This is a genomic window from Marinobacterium sp. xm-g-48 (assembly GCF_013282925.1).
Classification (GTDB): domain Bacteria; phylum Pseudomonadota; class Gammaproteobacteria; order Pseudomonadales; family Balneatricaceae; genus Marinobacterium_E.
The window spans coordinates 87,904-108,072 of the sequence record NZ_WBYQ01000004.1; the positions used below are offsets into that span (position 1 = coordinate 87,904).

A 20,169-nucleotide genomic window follows, 5' to 3' on the forward strand; every position below is an offset into this window, starting at 1 on the left:
AATTAGGTGACTGGCTTTAGCCTGTCACTGGTGAATTAAAAAAACAAAGGTGACTGGCTTCAGCCTGTCACCAAAACAGCGAATAAAACATGACCAACAAACCAGACCAAACACTACCCGAGCACTTTAAAGCTCAGCGCGGTTGGATCAACGATCCAAACGGCTTGGTCTATTTTGACGGTCGTTACCACCTCTTCTACCAGCACTACCCAGACGGTCTGACTTGGGGCCCTATGCACTGGGGCCATGCTGTAAGCTCTGATTTGAATCAGTGGCAGCACAAACCCATTGCCTTAGAGCCTGATGAACAGGGTATGTGTTTCTCTGGCAGTGCCATTGTCGATTGGAAGGATGATTCGGGTCTATTTGATGGCCAAGCGGGCCTAATCGCTTTCTATACCGCTCACCGTGACAAAGAGGGTTTTGATCGCGGCTACGAGCAAGATCAATGCATCGCTTACTCTAGCGACAGTGGTGAGACTTGGACAAAATATTCAAACAACCCTGTTTTGAGCAATCCTGGTTTTTCTGACTTCCGCGATCCTAAAGTCTTTTGGCACGAAGAGAGTCAGCACTGGATTCTGTGTCTGGCAACGCGTCAAACCATCTCTTTCTACCGCTCCAAAAACCTACTCGATTGGAGCTTCTGCTCAGAGTTTGGTGAAGGCCAAGGGGCACACGAGTGGCACCCTTGGGAGTGCCCTGATCTATTCGAACTGACCACCGAGAATGGTCTAACCGCTTGGGTATTGGTAGTGGGAATTGGTATGACACCCGACATCCACTACGGTTCGTACACCCAATACTTTATCGGTGACTTTGACGGAATACAGTTTACTAACCGAAACCCGGCCGGCACGGTTTTGCTGTTAGATGAGGGGCGCGACTACTATGCGACACAGAGCTGGTCAGACGCACCCAATAATCAACGACTAGCCATCTCATGGTTTAGCAACTGGAGATACGCTAACGAACTCCCCTGCTCGGTCACCAATGGTCAGATGACACTGCCTCGTCAGTTGAGACTGATAGAGAGCGCTGATGGATTAAGGGTTGCCCAACAATTTGTGAGTCGTTTAGAAGCCGATATCATTCAGCTTACAGACTCTATTAGGTTGATCGAGGGCACACACCAATCCACGCAACTCAATTTGAATGAAGGTGAATCCGCTTATTTTGCTTCAGACGATGATGCACATCGAATTGAGATTAAGCGAATAGAAGAGCGTTACCAGATAAGTATTGGTCGCTCTGTTGATACCGATGATGACGAGTTAAACCGACACTTTTCGCATCAATACAGCCGAGAGTTAAACGTGAACGGGCCACTATACGCTGAGTGGATCTTCAGTGAAGCGGGGCTGGAGATGCTGCTGGCCGATGGATTGATGAGTATTACGCAAAGGTCGTTTCCATAGCGCCCTTAAAAGAGTGTTGGAGCGTCCTTAAAAAGGTCGCGAAGCTTTAAATAGATCTGGGATCGCCTCATCTTCGATAAGGCTCCAACAAAAGCTGGGTGACAGGCTGAAGGCCAGTCACCCCAAAAGGAACACCGGTGACTGGCTTCAGCCTGTCATCCGCAATAATAGAAAACAGTAGAGACAAGACTATGAGCAACAACCCCTGGTGGAAAGGCGGTATCATCTACCAAATCTACCCTCGCAGCTACATGGACTCCAACGGCGACGGGATTGGTGATCTCCCCGGTATCACATCTAAGCTGGATTACATCGCCTCCTTAGGTGTCGATGCCATCTGGCTCTCCCCTTTCTTCAAGTCACCGATGAAAGACTTTGGCTACGACGTCTCTGACTACTGCGATGTCGATCCTATGTTTGGCACGCTCGATGACTTCAAAGCGTTGGTTGCTCGTGCACATGAACTCGGTTTAAAAGTGATGATCGATCAGGTGCTGTCACACACCTCGGATCAACACCCCTGGTTTACCGAAAGCCGATCTAATAGAACCAACCCGAAAGCCGACTGGTATGTCTGGGCCGACCCAAAACCGGATGGCACGGCTCCCAATAACTGGCTATCGATTTTTGGCGGTTCTTCATGGCAGTGGGATACCCAGCGCCAGCAGTACTACCTGCACAACTTCCTAACGAGCCAGCCGGATCTTAATTTCCACAACCCAGAGGTGTTCCAAGAAAACTTGGATAACATGCGCTTCTGGTTAGATTTGGGTGTTGATGGCTTCCGTTTGGACACCGTGAACCTCTACTACCATAGCGCTGGGCTAGAGAATAACCCTCCTCATCCAGAGGGCATGCCGTACATTAACAGTGTTGACGCTTCGAACCCATATGTTCGCCAAACTCACCAGTACGATTTAAGTCAGCCGGAAAACCTGAACTTCCTGAAAGCGATGCGAGACCTGCTCAATGAGTATGACGATCGTGGAATGGTCGGTGAGATCGGCGTCGACCATACTGATCCACTGCAACGTATGGCTGAGTATACGGCCGGTGGTGATAAGCTGCACATGGCCTACACCTTTGACCTGTTGTCATCAGAACACAGTGCTGACTACTTCCGTCAAGTGATAACTACCTTTAAAGCGAACGCGGGTGATGCTTGGCCCTGTTGGGCGGCATCCAACCATGACGTGAAGCGCAGCGCGACACGCTGGGGTGAGCAAGAGGATCCAAACCAATTCCCACTCGTTTCCATGGCCATGCTAATGAGCCTGCGCGGTAGCGTCTGTCTCTATCAAGGCGAAGAGCTTGGGCTACCAGAAGCGGATGTCCCCTTTGAAGCTCTACAAGATCCCTATGGCATAGAATTCTGGCCCGAATACAAAGGCCGTGATGGCTGTCGTACCCCAATGGCTTGGGATAACAGCGAGCAAGCGGGCTTCTCGAACACTAAGCCATGGCTACCAGTCGATCCAAGACATCTACCACTGTCTGTTGAGACGCAGGAACAGCAGAACGACTCATTGCTTCAGAAAATGCGTCAGTTCATTCAATGGCGCCAGCAACAGCCGGCACTGATTCAAGGTGATATGGAGTTGGTTGAAGAGACAGGCGAAGCCTTTGTATTCACGCGTCAATCTGATGAGCAGTCACTGTTGGTTGCGATCAATATGACCGGTACAGAGTTAACAGTACCTTACAGCGGAACGCTCAAATCAGTGTTAACTGGGCACGGTTTTAGCGGACGATACGAGAATGGTGCGATGGTACTGCCGCCCTATCAGGCGTTGTTTGCGGAGGTTTGAATAACGTAGATGTGCCCTTAGCAGACTGTTGGAGCGTCCTTAAAAAGGTCGCGATGCTTTTAACTTAAATGGGATCGCCTCATCTTCGATAAGGCTCCAACGGGTAGAGGCGATAAGGCTCCAACGGGTAGAGATGATTATGAAAAAAATGACAATAAAAGAGGTGGCAAAAGCGATCGGTGTCTCTACGGCCACCATCTCAAACGCCTTTAACCGCCCTGATCAGCTCTCTGAAGCGCTTCGCACCAAAATCTTGGCGCAGTGCCAAGAGTTGGGTTACGTCGGTCCTAGCGCGGCTGGGCGCTATCTACGCACCGGTCGCTCTGGTGTAGTTGGGATTGTGCTAACCGATCGTCTCGCCTACTCCATGAACGACTACGTCGCTAGCCACTTTCTCTCTGGCCTTGCCGATGAGTTCGACAAGGCTCATCTCAATATGCTGCTGCTCTCGGCAAGGGACTTGGATCACGCCAACCGTCAACGTTTGCATGAATCGATGGTTGATGGTTTTATTGTCTACGGCTTTATCCCACCTGGCCCAACGCTAGAACACCTAAAACGTCAGCAGAAGCGCCTGATTGTTGTGGATCATAAGATAGAGGGCTATGGGTCGGTTAACATCGACAACCGCGAAGCGAGCTACCAGATCGCTAAACACGCACTTCAGCAGACACCGAAGAACCCAGCGATTCTTGCGCTGCGCATCACCTCCGATGATGGTATTAGCCAAGCCAATGAAGAGACCCTAAAAACCGTTGGCTTGCGCCTCTCTTTGGATCGTCTAAACGGCTACTTTGATGCGTTTGATGAAGTGGGAATCGAACGCCCCATGGATCAAATCTGGAACCTTCACGTCAACGATTACGACGAAGCGTTCAAACTCGCTTACCAAGTACTAAACCAACCCAACCGACCTGACCTACTGCTATGCCAATCCGACGTCATGGCCATCGCCGCCATGCGTGCCGCCCTGCAGATGGGTATACAGTTTCCAGAAGAACTAAGAATCACCGGCTTCGACGGTATCCCAGAAGCACAAGCTATGCCCAAAGCGATCACCACCATACAACAACACTCGTCCGAGAAAGGCAGAATGGCTGCAAAACTGTTTATAGAGAATCGTATGAGTGAGGATGTAGTGATGCCGACGGAGTTGATGATCGGCGAGTCTTGTCCGTAAGACTGTTGGAGCTTTATCGTAGATGAAGCAGTCAGTGACTGGCTTTCAGCCTGTCATCTGCCCTAACAGCCATTACCAGACTTTCAGCCTATCATCTGCTGGTATACTTTTCAAAATATCTAGAGAAAGCTTAGAGAGTGGACGTCAGGCTGAAGCCAGATAAGGCCATGGATGGTCTGTATGCAGTAATTGCAGGAGCAAATTGCTGTCACCGTTGGCTCCATCGCGACCTTTTCAAGGACGCTCCAACAAATTTTAAGCAAAAAAAGAGGAGCCCGAAGGCTCCTCTCTGCTTTAATAAACTGCTGACTTAAGTCAGCAATTAATTAGAAGCTGATAGACATTAGGACAGAAGTCTTGTCTTCTGATTCGCCAGATGCAGCATCATCCCATGAAGCTGTTTTAGCGTTAACAGATACGTTAGAGCTTAGTGCATAAGTAGCACCAACAGAGTAGCCATCTACATCGTTAGCGCCAGTAGTGTCTTCAGACGTACTGTAAGCAGCTGATAGAGATAGTGCACCCATAGGAACAGTTACACCCAATGCAGTTTCTTTACCAGATATGTCGTTATCTTCGTAACCAGCTTTGATAACAACAGAACCAGCATCGTATGCACCACCAACACGAACACGCTTGTCACCAGCATCGTTATCGTAATCGCGGTAGTTTGCGTAAGCTGTTAGAGCACCGAAATCTAGTGCAAGTGTACCCATGAAAGTACGACCTTCATCGCCGTCACCTAGACCTAAAGTTTCATATGCTACTAGACCAAGAGTTGCAGGGCCCATAGCTGGAAGTGTGTAAGAAACGGTCTCATAATCGGCGTCTTCAGCGCCCCAGTAGTTAACTTCACCAGAAAGGTCTTCAGCGTCAGCAGTAACATCAGAGATACCAGAACCACCGTTAGCAGTAGCAATTTTGAATGTACCCATGTCAGCAGAAGAGATAGATAGTGAAGCATTTTCACCGCCTACTGAACCGCCACGAGTGAAACCGCCAGCAGACATAGAACCAGCAACTGTTAGACCGTTTTCAAGAGTCTCTGAACCAGAGATAGTGATAGCAGCAGTATCAATACCGAAGCCACCTTGGTCAGTATCTGCATCTTTTGAAGTGTTAGTGTAACCAGCAGCAACTTCACCAGAAATAGTCATGTCAGCCATTGCTGGCGCTGCGATTGCAGATGCAACTGCGATAGCAAGAATTTTTTTCATTTGGAAATCTCCAGAATTTTTAATTTAAGCCTCAAATATCCGGCCAACTCATCATTTGTTGTACGAATACACCAAACCCGTTTGGCTTTGGACAGGTTGCACTCTATCCCCCACTACAACAGGGGTCAACACTAATTTTTTAAAAAGTTCCCTGTTTTTAACTTTTTTTTCGTTAATCTTTTGTTCAGAAAACTCAATGATATATAAAATCATTTAATTTCAATAACTTAAAGTGAGCGTTCAGGTTTCGTTAATTTTGAGATGATTTTGTTATATGTAACCTTTTATATTGGAATATGCCTATATTTCTTGAGTTTACCCGTAATTTTAAAGCGGATGACAGGATAAATCCTGTCACCAACGGAGTGGGTCATCAGCATGCTGAACTCAACTACGGAGCTCCCGTGACTGGCCTTCAGCCTGTCACCGGCTCTACCAAGCGACTTCCAGAGATTTGGGCAAAACTGTCCAACAGCGTTTTCCAGAGTCCCTGCCAACTACAGAAGCGGATGACAGGCTAAAGCCGGTCACCGGCACGCTGAACTCAACTACGGAGCTACCGTGACTGGCCTTCAGCCTGTCACCGGCTCTACCAAGCGACTTCCAGAGATTTGGGTAAAACTGCTCAGCAGCGTTTTCCAGAATCTCTGCCACTTGCAACAGCGGATGACAGGATGAATCCTGTCACCATCTTTAAGTAAGCAACAAAGTATGTAGTAAACTTACGTAAATATATTCATTTAATCTCTTTATTCCAGTAGAATTGACGTAACTTAAACAAAAAACCTTATTTAGAGGCCAAAAATGAATCTTCTTACCTCATCTGTGACTTGGAAAAAGCTGCAGCAGCTCGCGCAAGAGACCCAAGAGGACCGTATAAGCGACTACTTTAAAGAGGACGCTAAACGATTCGACAAGATGAGTGTACGTCTGGGCGAGCTATTTTTGGACTTCTCTAAGAATAAGATTAACGACGATGTCTTCAAAGCGTTGATCGATCTGGTTGAGCACTCTTCTCTACGCCAGCGTCGCGCTCAGATGTTTTCGGGTGACATCATTAACGTTACTGAGAAAAGACCTGTGCTCCATACCGCACTGCGTAACCGCGGCGATGAGCCGGTGATTGTCGATGGTGTAGACGTGATGCCAGAGATTCGTTCCAGCTTGAATAAATTAAAGCTATTCAGCGAACAGGTTCGAAACGGCGATTGGAAAGGTTATAAAGGCAACCGCATCACGGATGTGGTTAATATTGGCATTGGGGGTTCGGATCTTGGACCTAACATGGTGGTTCGCGCCCTACTGCAATTCCGCCACCCAGATATTAAGTTTCACTTCATCTCTAATGTCGACGGCCAGCATATTAAGAAGACGCTGAAAAACTTGGATGCCAAATCGACACTGTTTGTTGTCTCGACTAAGACCTTCTCTACTCAAGAGACACTACTGAATGCTAAAACGGCTCGTCGCTGGTTCCGCGAACAGACCGGCGGCCACGAAGATATCAGCCAGCATTTTGTTGCGGTATCGACCAATCAAACGGCTGCAATGGAGTTTGGTATTGCAAAAGAGAACATCTTTGAATTCTGGGCCTGGGTAGGTGGACGTTACTCACTTTGGTCGGCGATTGGTCTGCCGATTGCCCTATCGATTGGCTATGACAATTTCATTGATATGCTGGAAGGCGCCTACGAGATGGATCGCCACTTTGTGGAAGCACCAATGGATCAGAACATGCCGGTGATCATGGCGCTGATCGGTATCTGGTACATCAACTTCTTGGGTGCTGAGACTCAGGCAGTGATTCCTTATGACCAGGCTCTTCACCAACTGCCGGCCTTCTTACAGCAGTTAGATATGGAGTCAAACGGTAAGTCGGTGGATATCAATGGCGACCCTGTCGATTATGCAACGGGACCTATCGTCTGGGGGCAGACAGGCTCGAATGGCCAACACGCCTTCTTCCAGCTACTGCACCAGGGCACACGATTCGTACCGATCGACTTTATCGCCTCGCTTGAGGCTGACGAGCAGACGGAAGAGCACCACTTCGCACTGCTAACCAATATGCTGGCACAAGCTAATGCCTTTATGAACGGTGACGATTCAGACGGCCTGTTGGAATATCAAAGCTGCCAAGGTAACCGCCCGAGTAACGTATTACTGATGGATCGCATCAGCCCACGTAACCTAGGCGCGCTGATTGCCCTTTACGAACATAAGGTCTTTGTCCAAGGCGCGATCTGGAACATCAACTCATTTGACCAGTGGGGTGTTCAGCTAGGTAAGCGTTTAGCCAATGAGATCAGCCAGCAGATTGGTGAGTCGACGCAGGGGTATGATCAGTCGACTCAGGGGTTGATGGCGTTAGTTCGGAAGCATATGGGTTAAAGTCCAACTGAAGTTGTTGGAGCCTTATCGAAGATGAGGCGATTAAAATCGCTTCGCCTTTGGCTAGCTCCAACAATTGTTGCTTTACAGAGAGTTTATCGCGGCCTTTTTAAGACCGCTCCAACCAGAGGGGTTACTACTTCCCATACAATCGATCTATCGCCGCTTGGTTATCTTCAATCACCTTAGAGCGTTTGATCTTCTGGGTCGGGGTCACATAACCATTCTCAATCGAAAACAGCTCCCGTTGTACGATGAACTTACGGATGCGCTCGGTACCATTAAGTTCTTGGTTCACTCGCTTCACCGCTTTCGAGATGATTTTTTCTAGCTCTTCATCCGAGTCTGTCGCTTTTTGCAGATCTTCAGATGGCACAATAATGGCAGACAACCAAGGTTTGGCATCACCAAGTACCACGGCTTGATCCACCTCCTCTTCCAGCGTCAGCTTCGCTTCTAGCTTGGCAGGCGCAACGTTATCACCACCTGAAGTGACGATAAGGTCTTTCGAACGCCCTACAATAGAGACAAAGCCCTCTTCATCGATCTCGGCGAGGTCACCCGTATGCAACCAACCATCGATGATGGTGACTGCCGTAGCTGACTCATTCTGCCAATACCCTTTCATGACGTTGTCGCCACGAACTAACAGTTCACCATCGTCCGCTAGCTTCAATTCACAATCGAGCGGCAAACCGACGGTCGACATACGAATGTTTCCTGGACGGTTCACGGTAATCAGTGGCGATGCCTCTGTCTGACCATAACCTTGGATAATGCCGATGCCTAAGGCAGCAAAAAAGTTACCGATCTCTGGGTTCAGCGGTGCACCACCTGAAACAAAGTATTTAATCTTGCCGCCAAAACGATCACGCAGTTTTTTACGAACCAATTTCTCTAATAGAGGATCAAGAATGGCTTCTATTAGCGAGAGTTTTTCATCATTAAGCTTTTTCGTACCGATCGACAAAGCCTTAAAAAAGAGGCCCTTTCTAAAACCACTGGCGCGATCCACACCCGACTTGATACGCGCATAGAGCATGTCGTAGAGGCGAGGAACCGCTGTTGCTATAGATGGAGAGACCTCGGTTAGATACTGCGCGAGCCTATCGGTTGATTCGCAGTAGAAGATCTCAGCCCCTTGTGTAATCGGCATGTGCAGGCCAGCTGTATGCTCGTACGCGTGAGCAAGTGGCAAGAATGAGAGGAATCGATCCTCCTCATTAACCGGAATGGTATCCAACACTCGCGCAGCAGCTTCGACGTTATGAATGATGTTCTTGTGGGTCAGCATCGCCGCTTTAGGATGACCGCCCGTGCCCGAGGTAAAGATCAGGGTACAGACATCGTCGGTTTCTATGGATGATAGATCTGGACGTTCGACTCCTTGTTGAACCTCTGGCCAAGACAGGATTTCTGTGTGCCAATCCGGTTTATCATGCTCACCCTGGTCGATAACAATCATATGAGTGACACATTCATGGCTGACGTTGGCCTCTAAGACTCTATCGGCCAACTCCTGAGACGAGACGATGGCGAATTTAGGGCTGGTCAAAGAGAGAATATGGCGAAGATCGTCAACAGTGTGTGCTGTATAAGCTGGAACCACATAAGCACCCACGGACATGATCGCTAAATCACTGACGGCCCACTCTGGACGGTTTTCAGAGAGGATCAAAACGCGATCGTCTTTACCGACACCATACTGTGTTAGATAGTGACTCAATGTTGAAATTTGATCGGCCGTCTGTTTCCAAGAGAGCGTCTTCCACTCGCCTTCAGTTTTGTAGCCAAGGAATGTGCGATCTTGGAAGCGATCAACCTGTTTGTAAAAGCGGGATACTAGGTTCATGTTTGTCTTTTTTCTTATAAATTTAATGGAAATACGCGTTTAGTGTTAACTTGGTGCTTTGGTTTTATTAAATTGATAACGTGATAGATATTTTAGAGCGGATGACAGGCTGAAGCTAGTTAGGGCCATGGATGGCCTGTATGCAGTAATTGCAGGAGCAAATTACTGTCACCAGAGTACTCGACCATCATCGGAGCGGCAGTGACCGGCTTCAGCCTGTCATCCGCTCTATCATAATCAAGTGTACGGAACCAACTACGGAGCTACCGTGACTGTCTTTAGACTGTCATCGGCTCTACTAGTCGACTTCCAGAGAGTGGCCTAGTCGCGGTGACTGGCTTCAGCCTGTCATCTATGGATAGACTAAATAATGAAATTATTTAAACGCACTGCAGTCCTGCTAACTCTCACCTACCTATCCGCTTGCGGGTACATGTACTTTGCGCAAGACTCTTTGATTTTTAAACCGACCTACGAAACAGAGTCGGTTGAGACGATATTCCCAGGTGCTAGCGAGCTCTTTATTAATACCCCGCATGGCAACCGCCTTCAGACTTGGTATAAACCAGCTAAACCTGGGCAAGATACGCTTGTCTATCTGCACGGCAATGCTCGCAACCTGAGCACGCGTGGGCGACTGATCAATATCTTGTCAGAGAATGAACGGGGACTATTAATCTTCAGCTGGAGCGGGTTTGGGCAAAGCAGAGGTACACCAAGCGAGGTTAGCTTTTATGACGACGCACGTGCGGTGTTTGATTGGTTAGCCAAAGAGCACAATCTAAATTCATCAGACCTGATCATCTACGGCGAGTCATTGGGAACTGGCGTGGCGGTTCAATTAGCCACTGAACGCGATTTTAAAGGGGTGATTCTGGCCGCGCCCTATACCTCTATTGCGCAGATGGCGGCTGATGACTACCCCTGGTTACCGGTTAACTTACTGCTTAAACACCGATTTGATTCGATTGATAAGATTCAAAATGTCGATGAGCCAGTAGTAATTATGCACTCCGCCGATGATGACACCATTCCCTACGAGCAAGGTGTAACGCTTTTTGAAGCTGCTGAAGAGCCGAAGCTGTTTATGGGGTTTGAGGATCGAGAACATACGCGGTTTCGATCGGAGGATGTTGATCGGGCAATTCGCTGGGTATTGGAGCGGGAGTAAAGAGTGGATGACAGGCTGAAGCCAGTTAAGGCCATGGATGGCCTGTATGGAGTCATTGCAGGAGCAAATTACTGCCACCGGAGCGCTGAACCAACTACGCAGCCGCCGTGACTGTCTTTAGACTGTCATCGGCTTTATCAGTCGACTTCCAGTGAATGGAGCTAAACTGCTAGGCAGCGCTTTCCAGAAACTTTCCCGTAACAGCAAAGCGGATGACAGGCTGAAGGCCTGTCACCGGTGCGCTGCACAGGCTACGGAGTCGCGGTGACTGTCCTTCAGCCTGTCATCAGCCCCATCAGCGTTTTCCAGAGTTCCCGCTAGACCACCGATACTCCGAAGGCATTCCACAAATCCCAGCCCGCACTGGATTTTGTTCGATATATGCTTTGATCTGCTCTAGGTGGCTCTGGTTTGTAACAGGAATATTCCTAAATCGCCCTTCCCAGATCGTTCCAGTCAATCCATAACGCTTATTGAAGTAACGACCGTAACTTCCTGCGATACGTTTCATCATCTCTGAAATGCCATCATCAGAACTAGGCGTTAATAAAAAGTGAATGTGGTTGCTCATCAGTACCCAAGCATGCAGTTGAACTTCGTATACCTCTGACCAATACTCAAGTTTACTGAGGTACATTTCAAAGTCGGCACTGGCTTTAAAGATGTATTGTCGGTTGTGGCCGCGGTGAATAATGTGCTGGGGCACACCTGCTGGACATAATCTTGGCTTCCTTGCCATGGTTAAACTCCTTTTTCTTTGGAGTATAGATCATGGTTGGGAGTTTACATTGACAGCGGATGACAGGCTGAAGCCAGTCACCGGAATACTTAATTAACTACAGAGTCGCGGTGACTGGCCTTCAGCCTGTCATCCGCCCTATCCCCGTCTTCCAGAAAACACAAAAGCGACCCAAGGGTCGCTTTTCTTTAACGCGAGAAACGAATTACTTCATTGCCCAGCCAGTCACTTCAGATAGGGCTACGCCGATATCTGCTAGTGAACGTACAGTCTTAACGCCTGCGTCTTCTAGTGCTGCGAACTTCTCGTCTGCAGTGCCTTTACCGCCAGAGATGATGGCACCAGCGTGGCCCATGCGTTTGCCTGGAGGCGCTGTTACACCCGCGATGTACGATACAACAGGTTTAGTTACGTTTGCTTTGATGTAAGCAGCCGCTTCTTCTTCTGCTGAACCACCGATCTCACCGATCATAACAATCGCTTCAGTCTGTGGATCGTTCTGAAACATCTCTAGGATATCGATGAAGTTAGAACCAGGGATTGGGTCACCACCGATACCAACACAAGTAGACTGACCGAAGCCTGCGTCAGTTGTCTGTTTAACCGCTTCGTACGTTAGCGTACCAGAGCGTGAAACGATACCAACTTTACCTGGTAGGTGGATGTGACCTGGCATGATACCGATCTTACATTCGCCCGGTGTGATAACACCTGGACAGTTAGGACCGATTAGACGTACACCTAGCTCATCACATTTCACTTTACATTGAAGCATGTCCATGACTGGGATGTGCTCTGTGATGCATACGATTAGCTTGATGCCTGCGTTAGCCGCTTCAAGGATCGAATCTTTACAGAACGCCGCTGGTACGTAGATTACTGATGCTTCTGCGCCAGTCTGCTCTACTGCTTCAGCAACGGTGTTGAATACCGGAAGACCTAGGTGAGTTGTGCCACCCTTACCTGGAGTCACACCGCCAACCATTTTAGTGCCGTAGGCGATCGCTTGCTCAGAGTGGAAAGTACCCTGACCACCCGTGAAACCCTGACAGATTACTTTGGTGTCTTTGTTAATTAGTACTGACATGATTAGTTGCCTCCTGCTGCTTTAACTGCTTGCTGTGCAGCGTCAGTCAAGCTGGTAGCCGCGATGATATCTAAACCAGATTCAGATAGCAGTTTAGAGCCGAGGTCTGCGTTGTTACCTTCAAGGCGAACAACCACTGGAACTTCTACGCCCACTTCTTTAACAGCACCGATGATGCCTTCTGCGATTAGGTCACAACGTACGATACCACCGAAGATGTTAACCAATACCGCTTTAACTTTGCTGTCTTCTAGGATGATCTTGAACGCTTCAGTAACACGCTCTTTCGTCGCGCCGCCACCTACGTCAAGGAAGTTAGCTGGGAAACCGCCGTGTAGAGAGACGATGTCCATAGTACCCATTGCAAGGCCTGCACCGTTAACCATACAACCGATGTTGCCAGTTAGTGCTACGTAGTTAAGATCCCACTCAGCCGCGCGAGCTTCACGCTCGTCTTCCTGTGATGGATCTTCCATTGCTTGGATATCTTTGTGACGGTAAACCGAGTTGCCATCGATAACGACTTTCGCATCTAGACAGTGTAGGTTGCCTTCGTCAGTGATCACCAGTGGGTTGATCTCTAGAAGGGCTAGATCTTTCTCTTCAAACATCTTCGCAAGACCCATGAAGATCGCGACGAACTGTTTGATCTGTACGCCTTCAAGACCCAACTTGAATGCTAGCTCACGACCCTGGTATGGCTGTGCGCCAGTCAAAGGATCGATGGTTGCTTTAAGAATCTTCTCAGGTGTTTCGTGAGCGACTTTCTCGATCTCTACACCACCTTCAGTCGATGCCATGAAGACAATGCGACGTGATGAACGGTCAACAACCGCACCTAGGTATAGTTCGTTTGCGATGTCTGTGCAGGTCTCAACAAGAATTTTAGAGACTGGCTGACCGTTCGCGTCAGTTTGGTAAGTTACCAGATTAGTACCTAGCTTATCTTTTGCGAAAGCTGCTGCTTCTTCTGGAGAGTCTACTAGTTTAACGCCGCCCGCTTTACCGCGGCCACCTGCGTGTACCTGTGCTTTAACAACCCACTTATCACCGCCAATTTGTTTGGCTGCTTCTGCGGCTGCTTCCGGTGTATCGACTGCAATGCCTTGTGACACTGGCAGACCGTACTGTGCAAACAGCTGCTTGCCCTGATACTCGTGAAGATTCATTCTATAGTCCGTTATTTAGGTCGGTTAAACGAACACGGGGTTACCCGTGCCATCGATCTGAACAAAAGCGCTTCAAGCTTTTGGCCTGAAGCGCTCCCTGTTCTGCGATTAACGCTTTTTGCGATTCGCAATGTGGATAGCGTGATTATCCACAGCTAGAGCTGCTTCGTGGATCGCTTCACTCACGGTTGGGTGAGCAAATACGGTCAACTGCAGATCTTCCGCGCTTGATGCAAATTCCATTGCGATAACACCCTGAGCGATCAGCTCAGAGGCGATACCACCAACGATGTGTACACCAAGAATACGGTCGGTAGCTTCATCAGCGAGCATCTTAACGAAGCCCTCTGTCGCATTCGCTGCCATGGCACGGCCAGACGCTGCGAATGGGAATTTGCCACTCTTGTATTTGATACCTTCCGCCTTAAGCTGCTGTTCGGTCTTACCGACCCAAGCCAACTCAGGGAAAGTGTAGATGATGTTAGGGATGCAGTCGTAGTTCATTGCAGCTTTGTGACCCGCAATGATGTCTGCAACCATGATGCCCTCTTCGGATGCTTTGTGTGCAAGCATCGGGCCACGTACTGAGTCACCAATGGCGTAAACGCCTGGTGCACCGGTACGACAGTTCTCGTCAACGAAAATGAAGCCGCGCTCATCCAGAGAGACACCTGAATCTTCAGCTAGAAGACCGTTGGTTTGTGGACGACGACCGACAGCAACAATTAGCTTATCAACAACAAGCTCTTTATCGCCTTCAGAATCAGTGTATATAACTTTTACCGCTTTACCATCAACGATCTCAGTGCCAGTACAACGCGCACCCAGTTTGATGTCTAGACCCTGTTTAGTCAGAAGCTTTTTAGCCTCTTTCGCTAAGTCTTGGTCCGCTAGGGCTAGGAAGTCATCCATCGCTTCTAGCACGGTCACTTTAGAGCCACAACGAGCCCAGATAGAACCCATCTCTAGACCGATAACACCAGCACCGATGATACCTAGGTGCTCTGGTGTCTCATCGATATCAAGTGCACCTGCGTTGTCTAGAATTAGACCCTCTGTAAGAGGTGCTGGTGGGATCTCTACGGGTACTGAACCTGATGCAAGGATCACGTTGTCAGCTTGGTATGTTGATACTGAGCCATCAGCCGCAGTCACTTCAACCTGCTTACCCGCTAGCAGTTTACCGGTACCCGCAAGGGTAGTGACACCGTTGGCTTTGAACAGCCCAGCGATACCGCCAGTAAGGTTTTTAACGATGCCATTCTTACGAGCAACCATCGCTTTAGGGTCGATCGATACGTTTTCAGCAACGATACCCTGAGCCGCGAAGCCGTGTTGTGCTTCGTGAAGTTTGTGGGTTGTCTCAAGCATCGCTTTCGATGGGATACAACCTACGTTAAGACAGGTACCACCTAGTACAGTACCGCCCTTCTCATCAATCCACTTCTCAACACAAGCTGTTTTCAAACCAAGCTGTGCTGCACGAATCGCTGCTACGTAACCGCCAGGGCCAGCACCGATTACAATTACGTCAAACTTATCAGACATTACTCTTTCCTATCTCAGTAACTTTTTAAAGATTCCTAGAATGCGATTCGCATTAAACGTCTAGGAGCATGCGCGCTGGATCTTCCAGCAGGTCCTTAATTGTTACAAGGAACTGTACCGCCTCTTTACCATCGATCATACGGTGGTCGTAAGAGAGTGCTAGGTACATCATTGGTAGGATTTCAACCTGACCATTCACCGCCATTGGACGCTCTTGGATCTTGTGCATACCCAAGATAGCTGTCTGTGGTGGGTTAAGGATTGGTGTCGACATCAATGAGCCGAACACACCGCCGTTAGTGATTGTGAATGTACCGCCCTGCATATCTTCCATGCCAAGCTTACCTTCACGACCACGCTTACCGAAGTCTGCAATAGTGCCCTCTACTTCTGCAAGGCTCATCGCATCCGTATCGCGCAATACTGGCACCATTAGGCCTCGGTCAGTCGATACAGCGACACCAATATCTTGGTAACCGTGGTAGACCATGTCGTTACCGTCGATCGATGCGTTAACCGCTGGGAAGCGTTTTAGTGCTTCAGTCGCCGCTTTAACAAAGAAGGACATAAAGCCTAGACGTGTACCGTTGTGAGTCTTCTCAAACAGATCTTTGTACTGTTTACGAAGCTCCATGACAGGCTTCATGTTCACTTCGTTGTACGTTGTTAGCATCGCAGCATTCTGTTGCGCTTCAACTAGACGCTTAGCGATGGTTGCACGTAGACGAGTCATTGGGACGCGTTTCTCAACACGCTCACCTGCTGGAACATTTACCGATACAGCTGGCTGGGCTGCAGCAGGAGCGGCTGCAGGTGCTGCTGCAGCAGGAGCAGAAGCCGGCTTGTTCGCCATGAAGTTCATTACGTCTTCTTTAGTGATGCCACCGTTTTTACCCGTGCCAGGGATCTGGCTAGCATCAAGACCGTTCTCATCAATCAGTTTACGAGCGGCTGGGCCTACCTTCTCAGCGTCACCTGCTGGAGCCGCTTCAGTCGCTGCTTCTGCTGCTGGAGCTGCTGCACCGGCTGCACCCGCTTCAAACTTAGCAAGAATCTCTTCGCTAAGAACCGTTTCACCTTCGCCTTTTAGGACTTCAGTGATCACACCGTCGGCTGGAGCGACAACTTCAAGAACCACTTTATCGGTTTCGATGTCGACAATAAGTTCATCGGCAGAAACCGCTTCACCTGGCTGCTTGTGCCAAGTTGCAACAGTTCCGTCTGCTACTGATTCTGGAAACGTAGGTGCTTTAATTTCGATTGACATGATTTTTCCTTTCTTGCCTTCTGCTCGTCGTACGAACGAATTCTTTATTAACCGTTTAGGGCGTCGTTAACCAATTTCTCTTGCTGCTCAACGTGAACAGAGATGTAACCTACTGCAGGCGCTGCAGCGTGTGGACGACCCACACCGTCTAGGTGAATCTCTGGCTTCACTTTACGTAGAGCGTTGCGCATGTGGTGCTGACTGCAGTACCAAGCGCCCTGGTTCATTGGCTCTTCCTGACACCAAACAACCGATTCAAGATTAGGGTATTGGCTCAACTCATCTACCAGATCCGCCTCTGGGAATGGGTAGAGTTGCTCAATACGAACGATCGCAACATTCTGCTTCTCTAGCTCTTCGCGACGGTTGTATAGGTCGTAGTAAACCTTACCGCTACACATCACAACACGATTCACTTTCGACTTATCAAGCTGATCCACTTCACCAATAACCGGTTGGAAGGTGCCATCCGCTAGCTCTTCTAGAGTAGAGATCGCCTGCTTGTGACGAAGCAGAGATTTCGGCGTCATGACCACCAAAGGTTTGCGAAGTGGGCGAACTACCTGACGACGCAATAGGTGGAAGATCTGCGATGGAGTTGTAGGGACGACAACCTGAATGTTGTGCTCAGCACAGAGCTGTAGGTAGCGTTCCAAACGAGCAGATGAGTGCTCTGGACCTTGACCTTCGAAGCCGTGTGGCAACAGCATAGTCAGACCACATAGACGCTGCCATTTCGCTTCGCCTGATGTGATGAATTGATCGATCACAACCTGAGCACCGTTGGCGAAATCACCGAACTGCGCTTCCCAGATCACCAACGAGTTTGGCGTTGTGGTTGCGTAACCGTATTCGAATGCCAATACCGCCTCTTCAGACAGGTATGAATCGTGGATCGTGAATTTTGGTTGATCCTTATCCATGTTCTGAAGGGGTACGTAAGTCGTCGCATCTTTCTGATCATGCAGAACCGCGTGACGGTGTGAGAAGGTACCACGACCGACATCCTGACCCGTCAAACGGACTGGGTGACCCTCTGCAAGAATTGACGCGTAGGCCAATGTCTCTGCAAAGCCCCAGTTAGCGGCCATTGCACCGGCTGCCATACGCTTACGGTCGTCATAGATCTTAGAAACCTGACGCTGCACGCTGAAGTGCTCAGGGGTTTCAGCAATGTTCGCCGCAAGCTCTTGAAGCACTTTGATGTCGACACGAGTATCACACTCAAACGACCATTGGTGACCAAGGTAAGGCGCCCAATCGACAAACATCTTAGTGTTTGGTTCAAGCACAAGAGAGTGAGCAACGTGTTCGCCATTTTCTAGCGCCGCACGGTAAGCTTTTTCCATCTCTTTGCTCTGTTCAGCAGTGATCACACCCTCTTCGATCAGCTTAGTCGCATAGAGATCGCGCGTAGTCTTCTGCTTTTTGATGACGTCGTACATCAATGGCTGAGTGCCGCTTGGCTCATCGGCCTCGTTGTGACCGCGACGGCGGTAACAAACCAGATCGATAACAACGTCTTTCTTAAACTCGTTACGGTAATCAACCGCCAACTGCGTCACGAAACGAACCGCTTCTGGATCGTCTCCATTAACGTGGAAGATTGGCGCTTCGATCATCTTAGCGACGTCGGTACAGTAATCTGTAGAGCGAGCGTCTTCTTGCTTAGAGGTCGTAAAGCCAACTTGGTTGTTGATCACGATGTGAATGGTACCACCCGTCTTGTAAGCACGTGTCTGAGACATCTGGAATGTCTCCATAACAACGCCTTGACCGGCAAAGGCCGCATCACCGTGGATGTTGACAGGGACAACCGTGTTACCAACTGGATCTTCACGACGATCCTGGCGTGCACGAACTGAACCTTCGACAACCGGTGCTACGATCTCAAGGTGAGAGGGGTTGAAGGCCATCGCAATGTGCACTTCACCACCGTCAGTATTGACGTTAGATGAGAAGCCTTGGTGATACTTAACGTCACCTGATGAATCAACCAGTTTCTTACCTTCAAACTCACCAAACAGGTCAGCAGGTTTTTTACCAAAGATGTTTACCAGCGTGTTAAGACGGCCACGGTGTGCCATGCCAATCACGACCTCTTTAGCACCCTGCTTACCAGCACGCTGAATAAGAGTGTTCAAAGAGACGATTAGAGACTCACCACCTTCAAGGCCGAAGCGCTTAGCACCAGCAAAGCGGGAGCCAAGATACTTCTCAAGGCCTTCCGCTGCCGTTAGGCGCTCTAGGACCATGAGTTTCTTCTCTGGCTCAACCGTTGGGTGTGCACGAGTGGGTTCTATGCGTGACTGAAGCCATAGACGCTCTTCAGTGTTAACGATGTGCATGTACTCAGAGCCGACTGAGCTGCAGTAAGTCTCTTGTAGATCCTGAAGAATCTCACGCAGGGTCGCTTCTTCGCGTCCAAACTGCAGACTACCGAGCTGGAAAGTCGTATCAAAATCAGCTTCTGAAAGTTCGTGGTAGCGCAGATTAAGGTCGGCCACTTCTGCACGCTCTAGCAGATTCAGTGGGTCGATCTTAGCGATCTGGTGTCCACGCATGCGGTAAGCATCAAAAAGGGCCAGCGCGCGAACTTGCTTACGCTCGTGTTCAGAGCTAACAGACGATACCGCTGCAGGCTGTGCACGTTTTTGATTCTTAGCAATGTATTGGAAATGTTCACGAATCGGTGCAAGAGGAACATCAGGAGTAATGTTTTCACCGACTTTAGGGAGTTTATCAAACTCTTCACGCCACTCTGGGGGAACTGAGTTTGGATCTAAAAGGTACGTTTCGTATAGCTGTTCTACGTAAGAGAGGTTGCCGCCGTATAGATGAGCATTCTTCCACAGCTGCTCCATCAGACCGTCTTGCATTATATGTTTACCCTCGTTGTGGGGTACGGGACCTCCGAAGCTCTTGTGAAGCCTCTTCATCCATCGCCCTTCTGCTTCTAATTTCCATTTTTCAGCGCAATATTCGGTGTTGCAACCAAATAAAACTCGCGTAGTTTACGCCTTTTATTCAACCCTGAACACCGCAGTTTTAGCGATTTAATACTAAAGTAATCAATGTTTTATCGCGTTTTGGAATAAGTTAATTCTACGGGCTTTTAACAGCCGTTTTTAGTTCTTTTAGGCTATTAAGTAAGAGCTTTTTAAACGTTTTTTTGCACTTTAGTCGTAATGGGACAACATCTCTTGCTTTAGAGTGTTGCGCCAGTAGATTGGAGTGTAATTGGAGAGCGGGTGACAGGCTGAAGCCAGTCACCAATGTATTATTTTCGCTACGGAGTGACGGTGACTGGCTTCAGCCTGTC

Annotated in this window: 13 protein-coding genes; 5 read left to right on the forward strand and 8 right to left on the reverse strand. The window is 48.9% G+C overall.

All coding sequences use genetic code 11. The features are described 5' to 3' along the window. Positions 1 to 89 precede the first annotated feature (89 nt). The 3 genes from XMG48_RS08120 (at position 90) to XMG48_RS08130 (ending at position 4,406) form a co-directional block, all read left to right on the forward strand. The gene (locus XMG48_RS08120) at positions 90 to 1,418 is read left to right on the forward strand and encodes a glycoside hydrolase family 32 protein (protein WP_173481562.1); all 1,329 of its coding nucleotides are present in this window, start codon (positions 90 to 92) and stop codon (positions 1,416 to 1,418) included. A 191-nt stretch (positions 1,419 to 1,609) separates the two neighbouring features. Beyond that, the gene (locus XMG48_RS08125; RefSeq protein WP_173481563.1) at positions 1,610 to 3,226 is read left to right on the forward strand and encodes an alpha-glucosidase; all 1,617 of its coding nucleotides are present in this window, start codon (positions 1,610 to 1,612) and stop codon (positions 3,224 to 3,226) included. A 139-nt stretch (positions 3,227 to 3,365) separates the two neighbouring features. Further along, positions 3,366 to 4,406, forward strand: coding sequence for a LacI family DNA-binding transcriptional regulator (locus XMG48_RS08130; protein ID WP_254443610.1), 1,041 nt, complete (start codon positions 3,366 to 3,368; stop codon positions 4,404 to 4,406). Positions 4,407 to 4,732: 326 nt separating this feature from the next. Here XMG48_RS08130 and XMG48_RS08135 read toward each other — a convergent pair whose 3' ends face one another. Beyond that, positions 4,733 to 5,623, reverse strand: a complete 891-nt coding sequence (locus tag XMG48_RS08135; RefSeq protein ID WP_173481565.1) for a porin — start codon at positions 5,621 to 5,623, stop codon at positions 4,733 to 4,735. Between the two features lie 804 nt (positions 5,624 to 6,427). Here XMG48_RS08135 and pgi point away from each other — a divergent pair. Next, positions 6,428 to 8,014: a glucose-6-phosphate isomerase gene (gene pgi, locus XMG48_RS08140; RefSeq protein WP_173481566.1), complete on the forward strand. Its 1,587-nt coding sequence runs from the start codon at positions 6,428 to 6,430 to the stop codon at positions 8,012 to 8,014. Positions 8,015 to 8,150: 136 nt separating this feature from the next. On the opposite strand, the gene XMG48_RS08145 is transcribed toward pgi, so the two are convergent. Next, positions 8,151 to 9,866: a long-chain fatty acid--CoA ligase gene (locus XMG48_RS08145; RefSeq protein WP_173481567.1), complete on the reverse strand. Its 1,716-nt coding sequence runs from the start codon at positions 9,864 to 9,866 to the stop codon at positions 8,151 to 8,153. 370 nt (positions 9,867 to 10,236) lie between these two features. Here XMG48_RS08145 and XMG48_RS08150 point away from each other — a divergent pair, with 370 nt between their 5' ends. Further along, positions 10,237 to 11,037 (forward strand): alpha/beta hydrolase, encoded by an 801-nt coding sequence (locus XMG48_RS08150; protein WP_173481568.1) that lies wholly within the window; start codon positions 10,237 to 10,239, stop codon positions 11,035 to 11,037. 295 nt (positions 11,038 to 11,332) lie between these two features. On the opposite strand, the gene XMG48_RS08155 is transcribed toward XMG48_RS08150, so the two are convergent. The 6 genes from XMG48_RS08155 to XMG48_RS08180 all read right to left on the reverse strand — a co-directional run bounded on the left by XMG48_RS08155 (position 11,333) and on the right by XMG48_RS08180 (position 19,726). Continuing rightward, on the reverse strand, positions 11,333 to 11,776 hold the full coding sequence (locus XMG48_RS08155) for a transposase (protein ID WP_173481569.1): 444 nt from the start codon (positions 11,774 to 11,776) through the stop codon (positions 11,333 to 11,335). A gap of 205 nt (positions 11,777 to 11,981) precedes the next feature. After that, entirely contained in the window at positions 11,982 to 12,863 is an 882-nt protein-coding gene (gene sucD, locus XMG48_RS08160) for a succinate--CoA ligase subunit alpha (RefSeq protein ID WP_173481570.1), read from the reverse strand. Between the two features lie 2 nt (positions 12,864 to 12,865). Further along, positions 12,866 to 14,032 carry an ADP-forming succinate--CoA ligase subunit beta gene (gene sucC, locus XMG48_RS08165; protein ID WP_173481571.1) on the reverse strand — a complete coding sequence of 389 codons (1,167 nt, stop codon included), beginning with the start codon at positions 14,030 to 14,032 and terminating at the stop codon, positions 12,866 to 12,868. A gap of 108 nt (positions 14,033 to 14,140) precedes the next feature. After that, positions 14,141 to 15,580, reverse strand: coding sequence for a dihydrolipoyl dehydrogenase (gene lpdA, locus XMG48_RS08170; protein WP_173481572.1), 1,440 nt, complete (start codon positions 15,578 to 15,580; stop codon positions 14,141 to 14,143). Positions 15,581 to 15,632: 52 nt separating this feature from the next. Continuing rightward, on the reverse strand, positions 15,633 to 16,847 hold the full coding sequence (gene odhB / locus XMG48_RS08175; RefSeq protein WP_173481573.1) for a 2-oxoglutarate dehydrogenase complex dihydrolipoyllysine-residue succinyltransferase: 1,215 nt from the start codon (positions 16,845 to 16,847) through the stop codon (positions 15,633 to 15,635). A 47-nt stretch (positions 16,848 to 16,894) separates the two neighbouring features. Beyond that, the gene (locus XMG48_RS08180) at positions 16,895 to 19,726 is read right to left on the reverse strand and encodes a 2-oxoglutarate dehydrogenase E1 component (RefSeq protein WP_173481574.1); all 2,832 of its coding nucleotides are present in this window, start codon (positions 19,724 to 19,726) and stop codon (positions 16,895 to 16,897) included. Positions 19,727 to 20,169 lie beyond the last annotated feature (443 nt).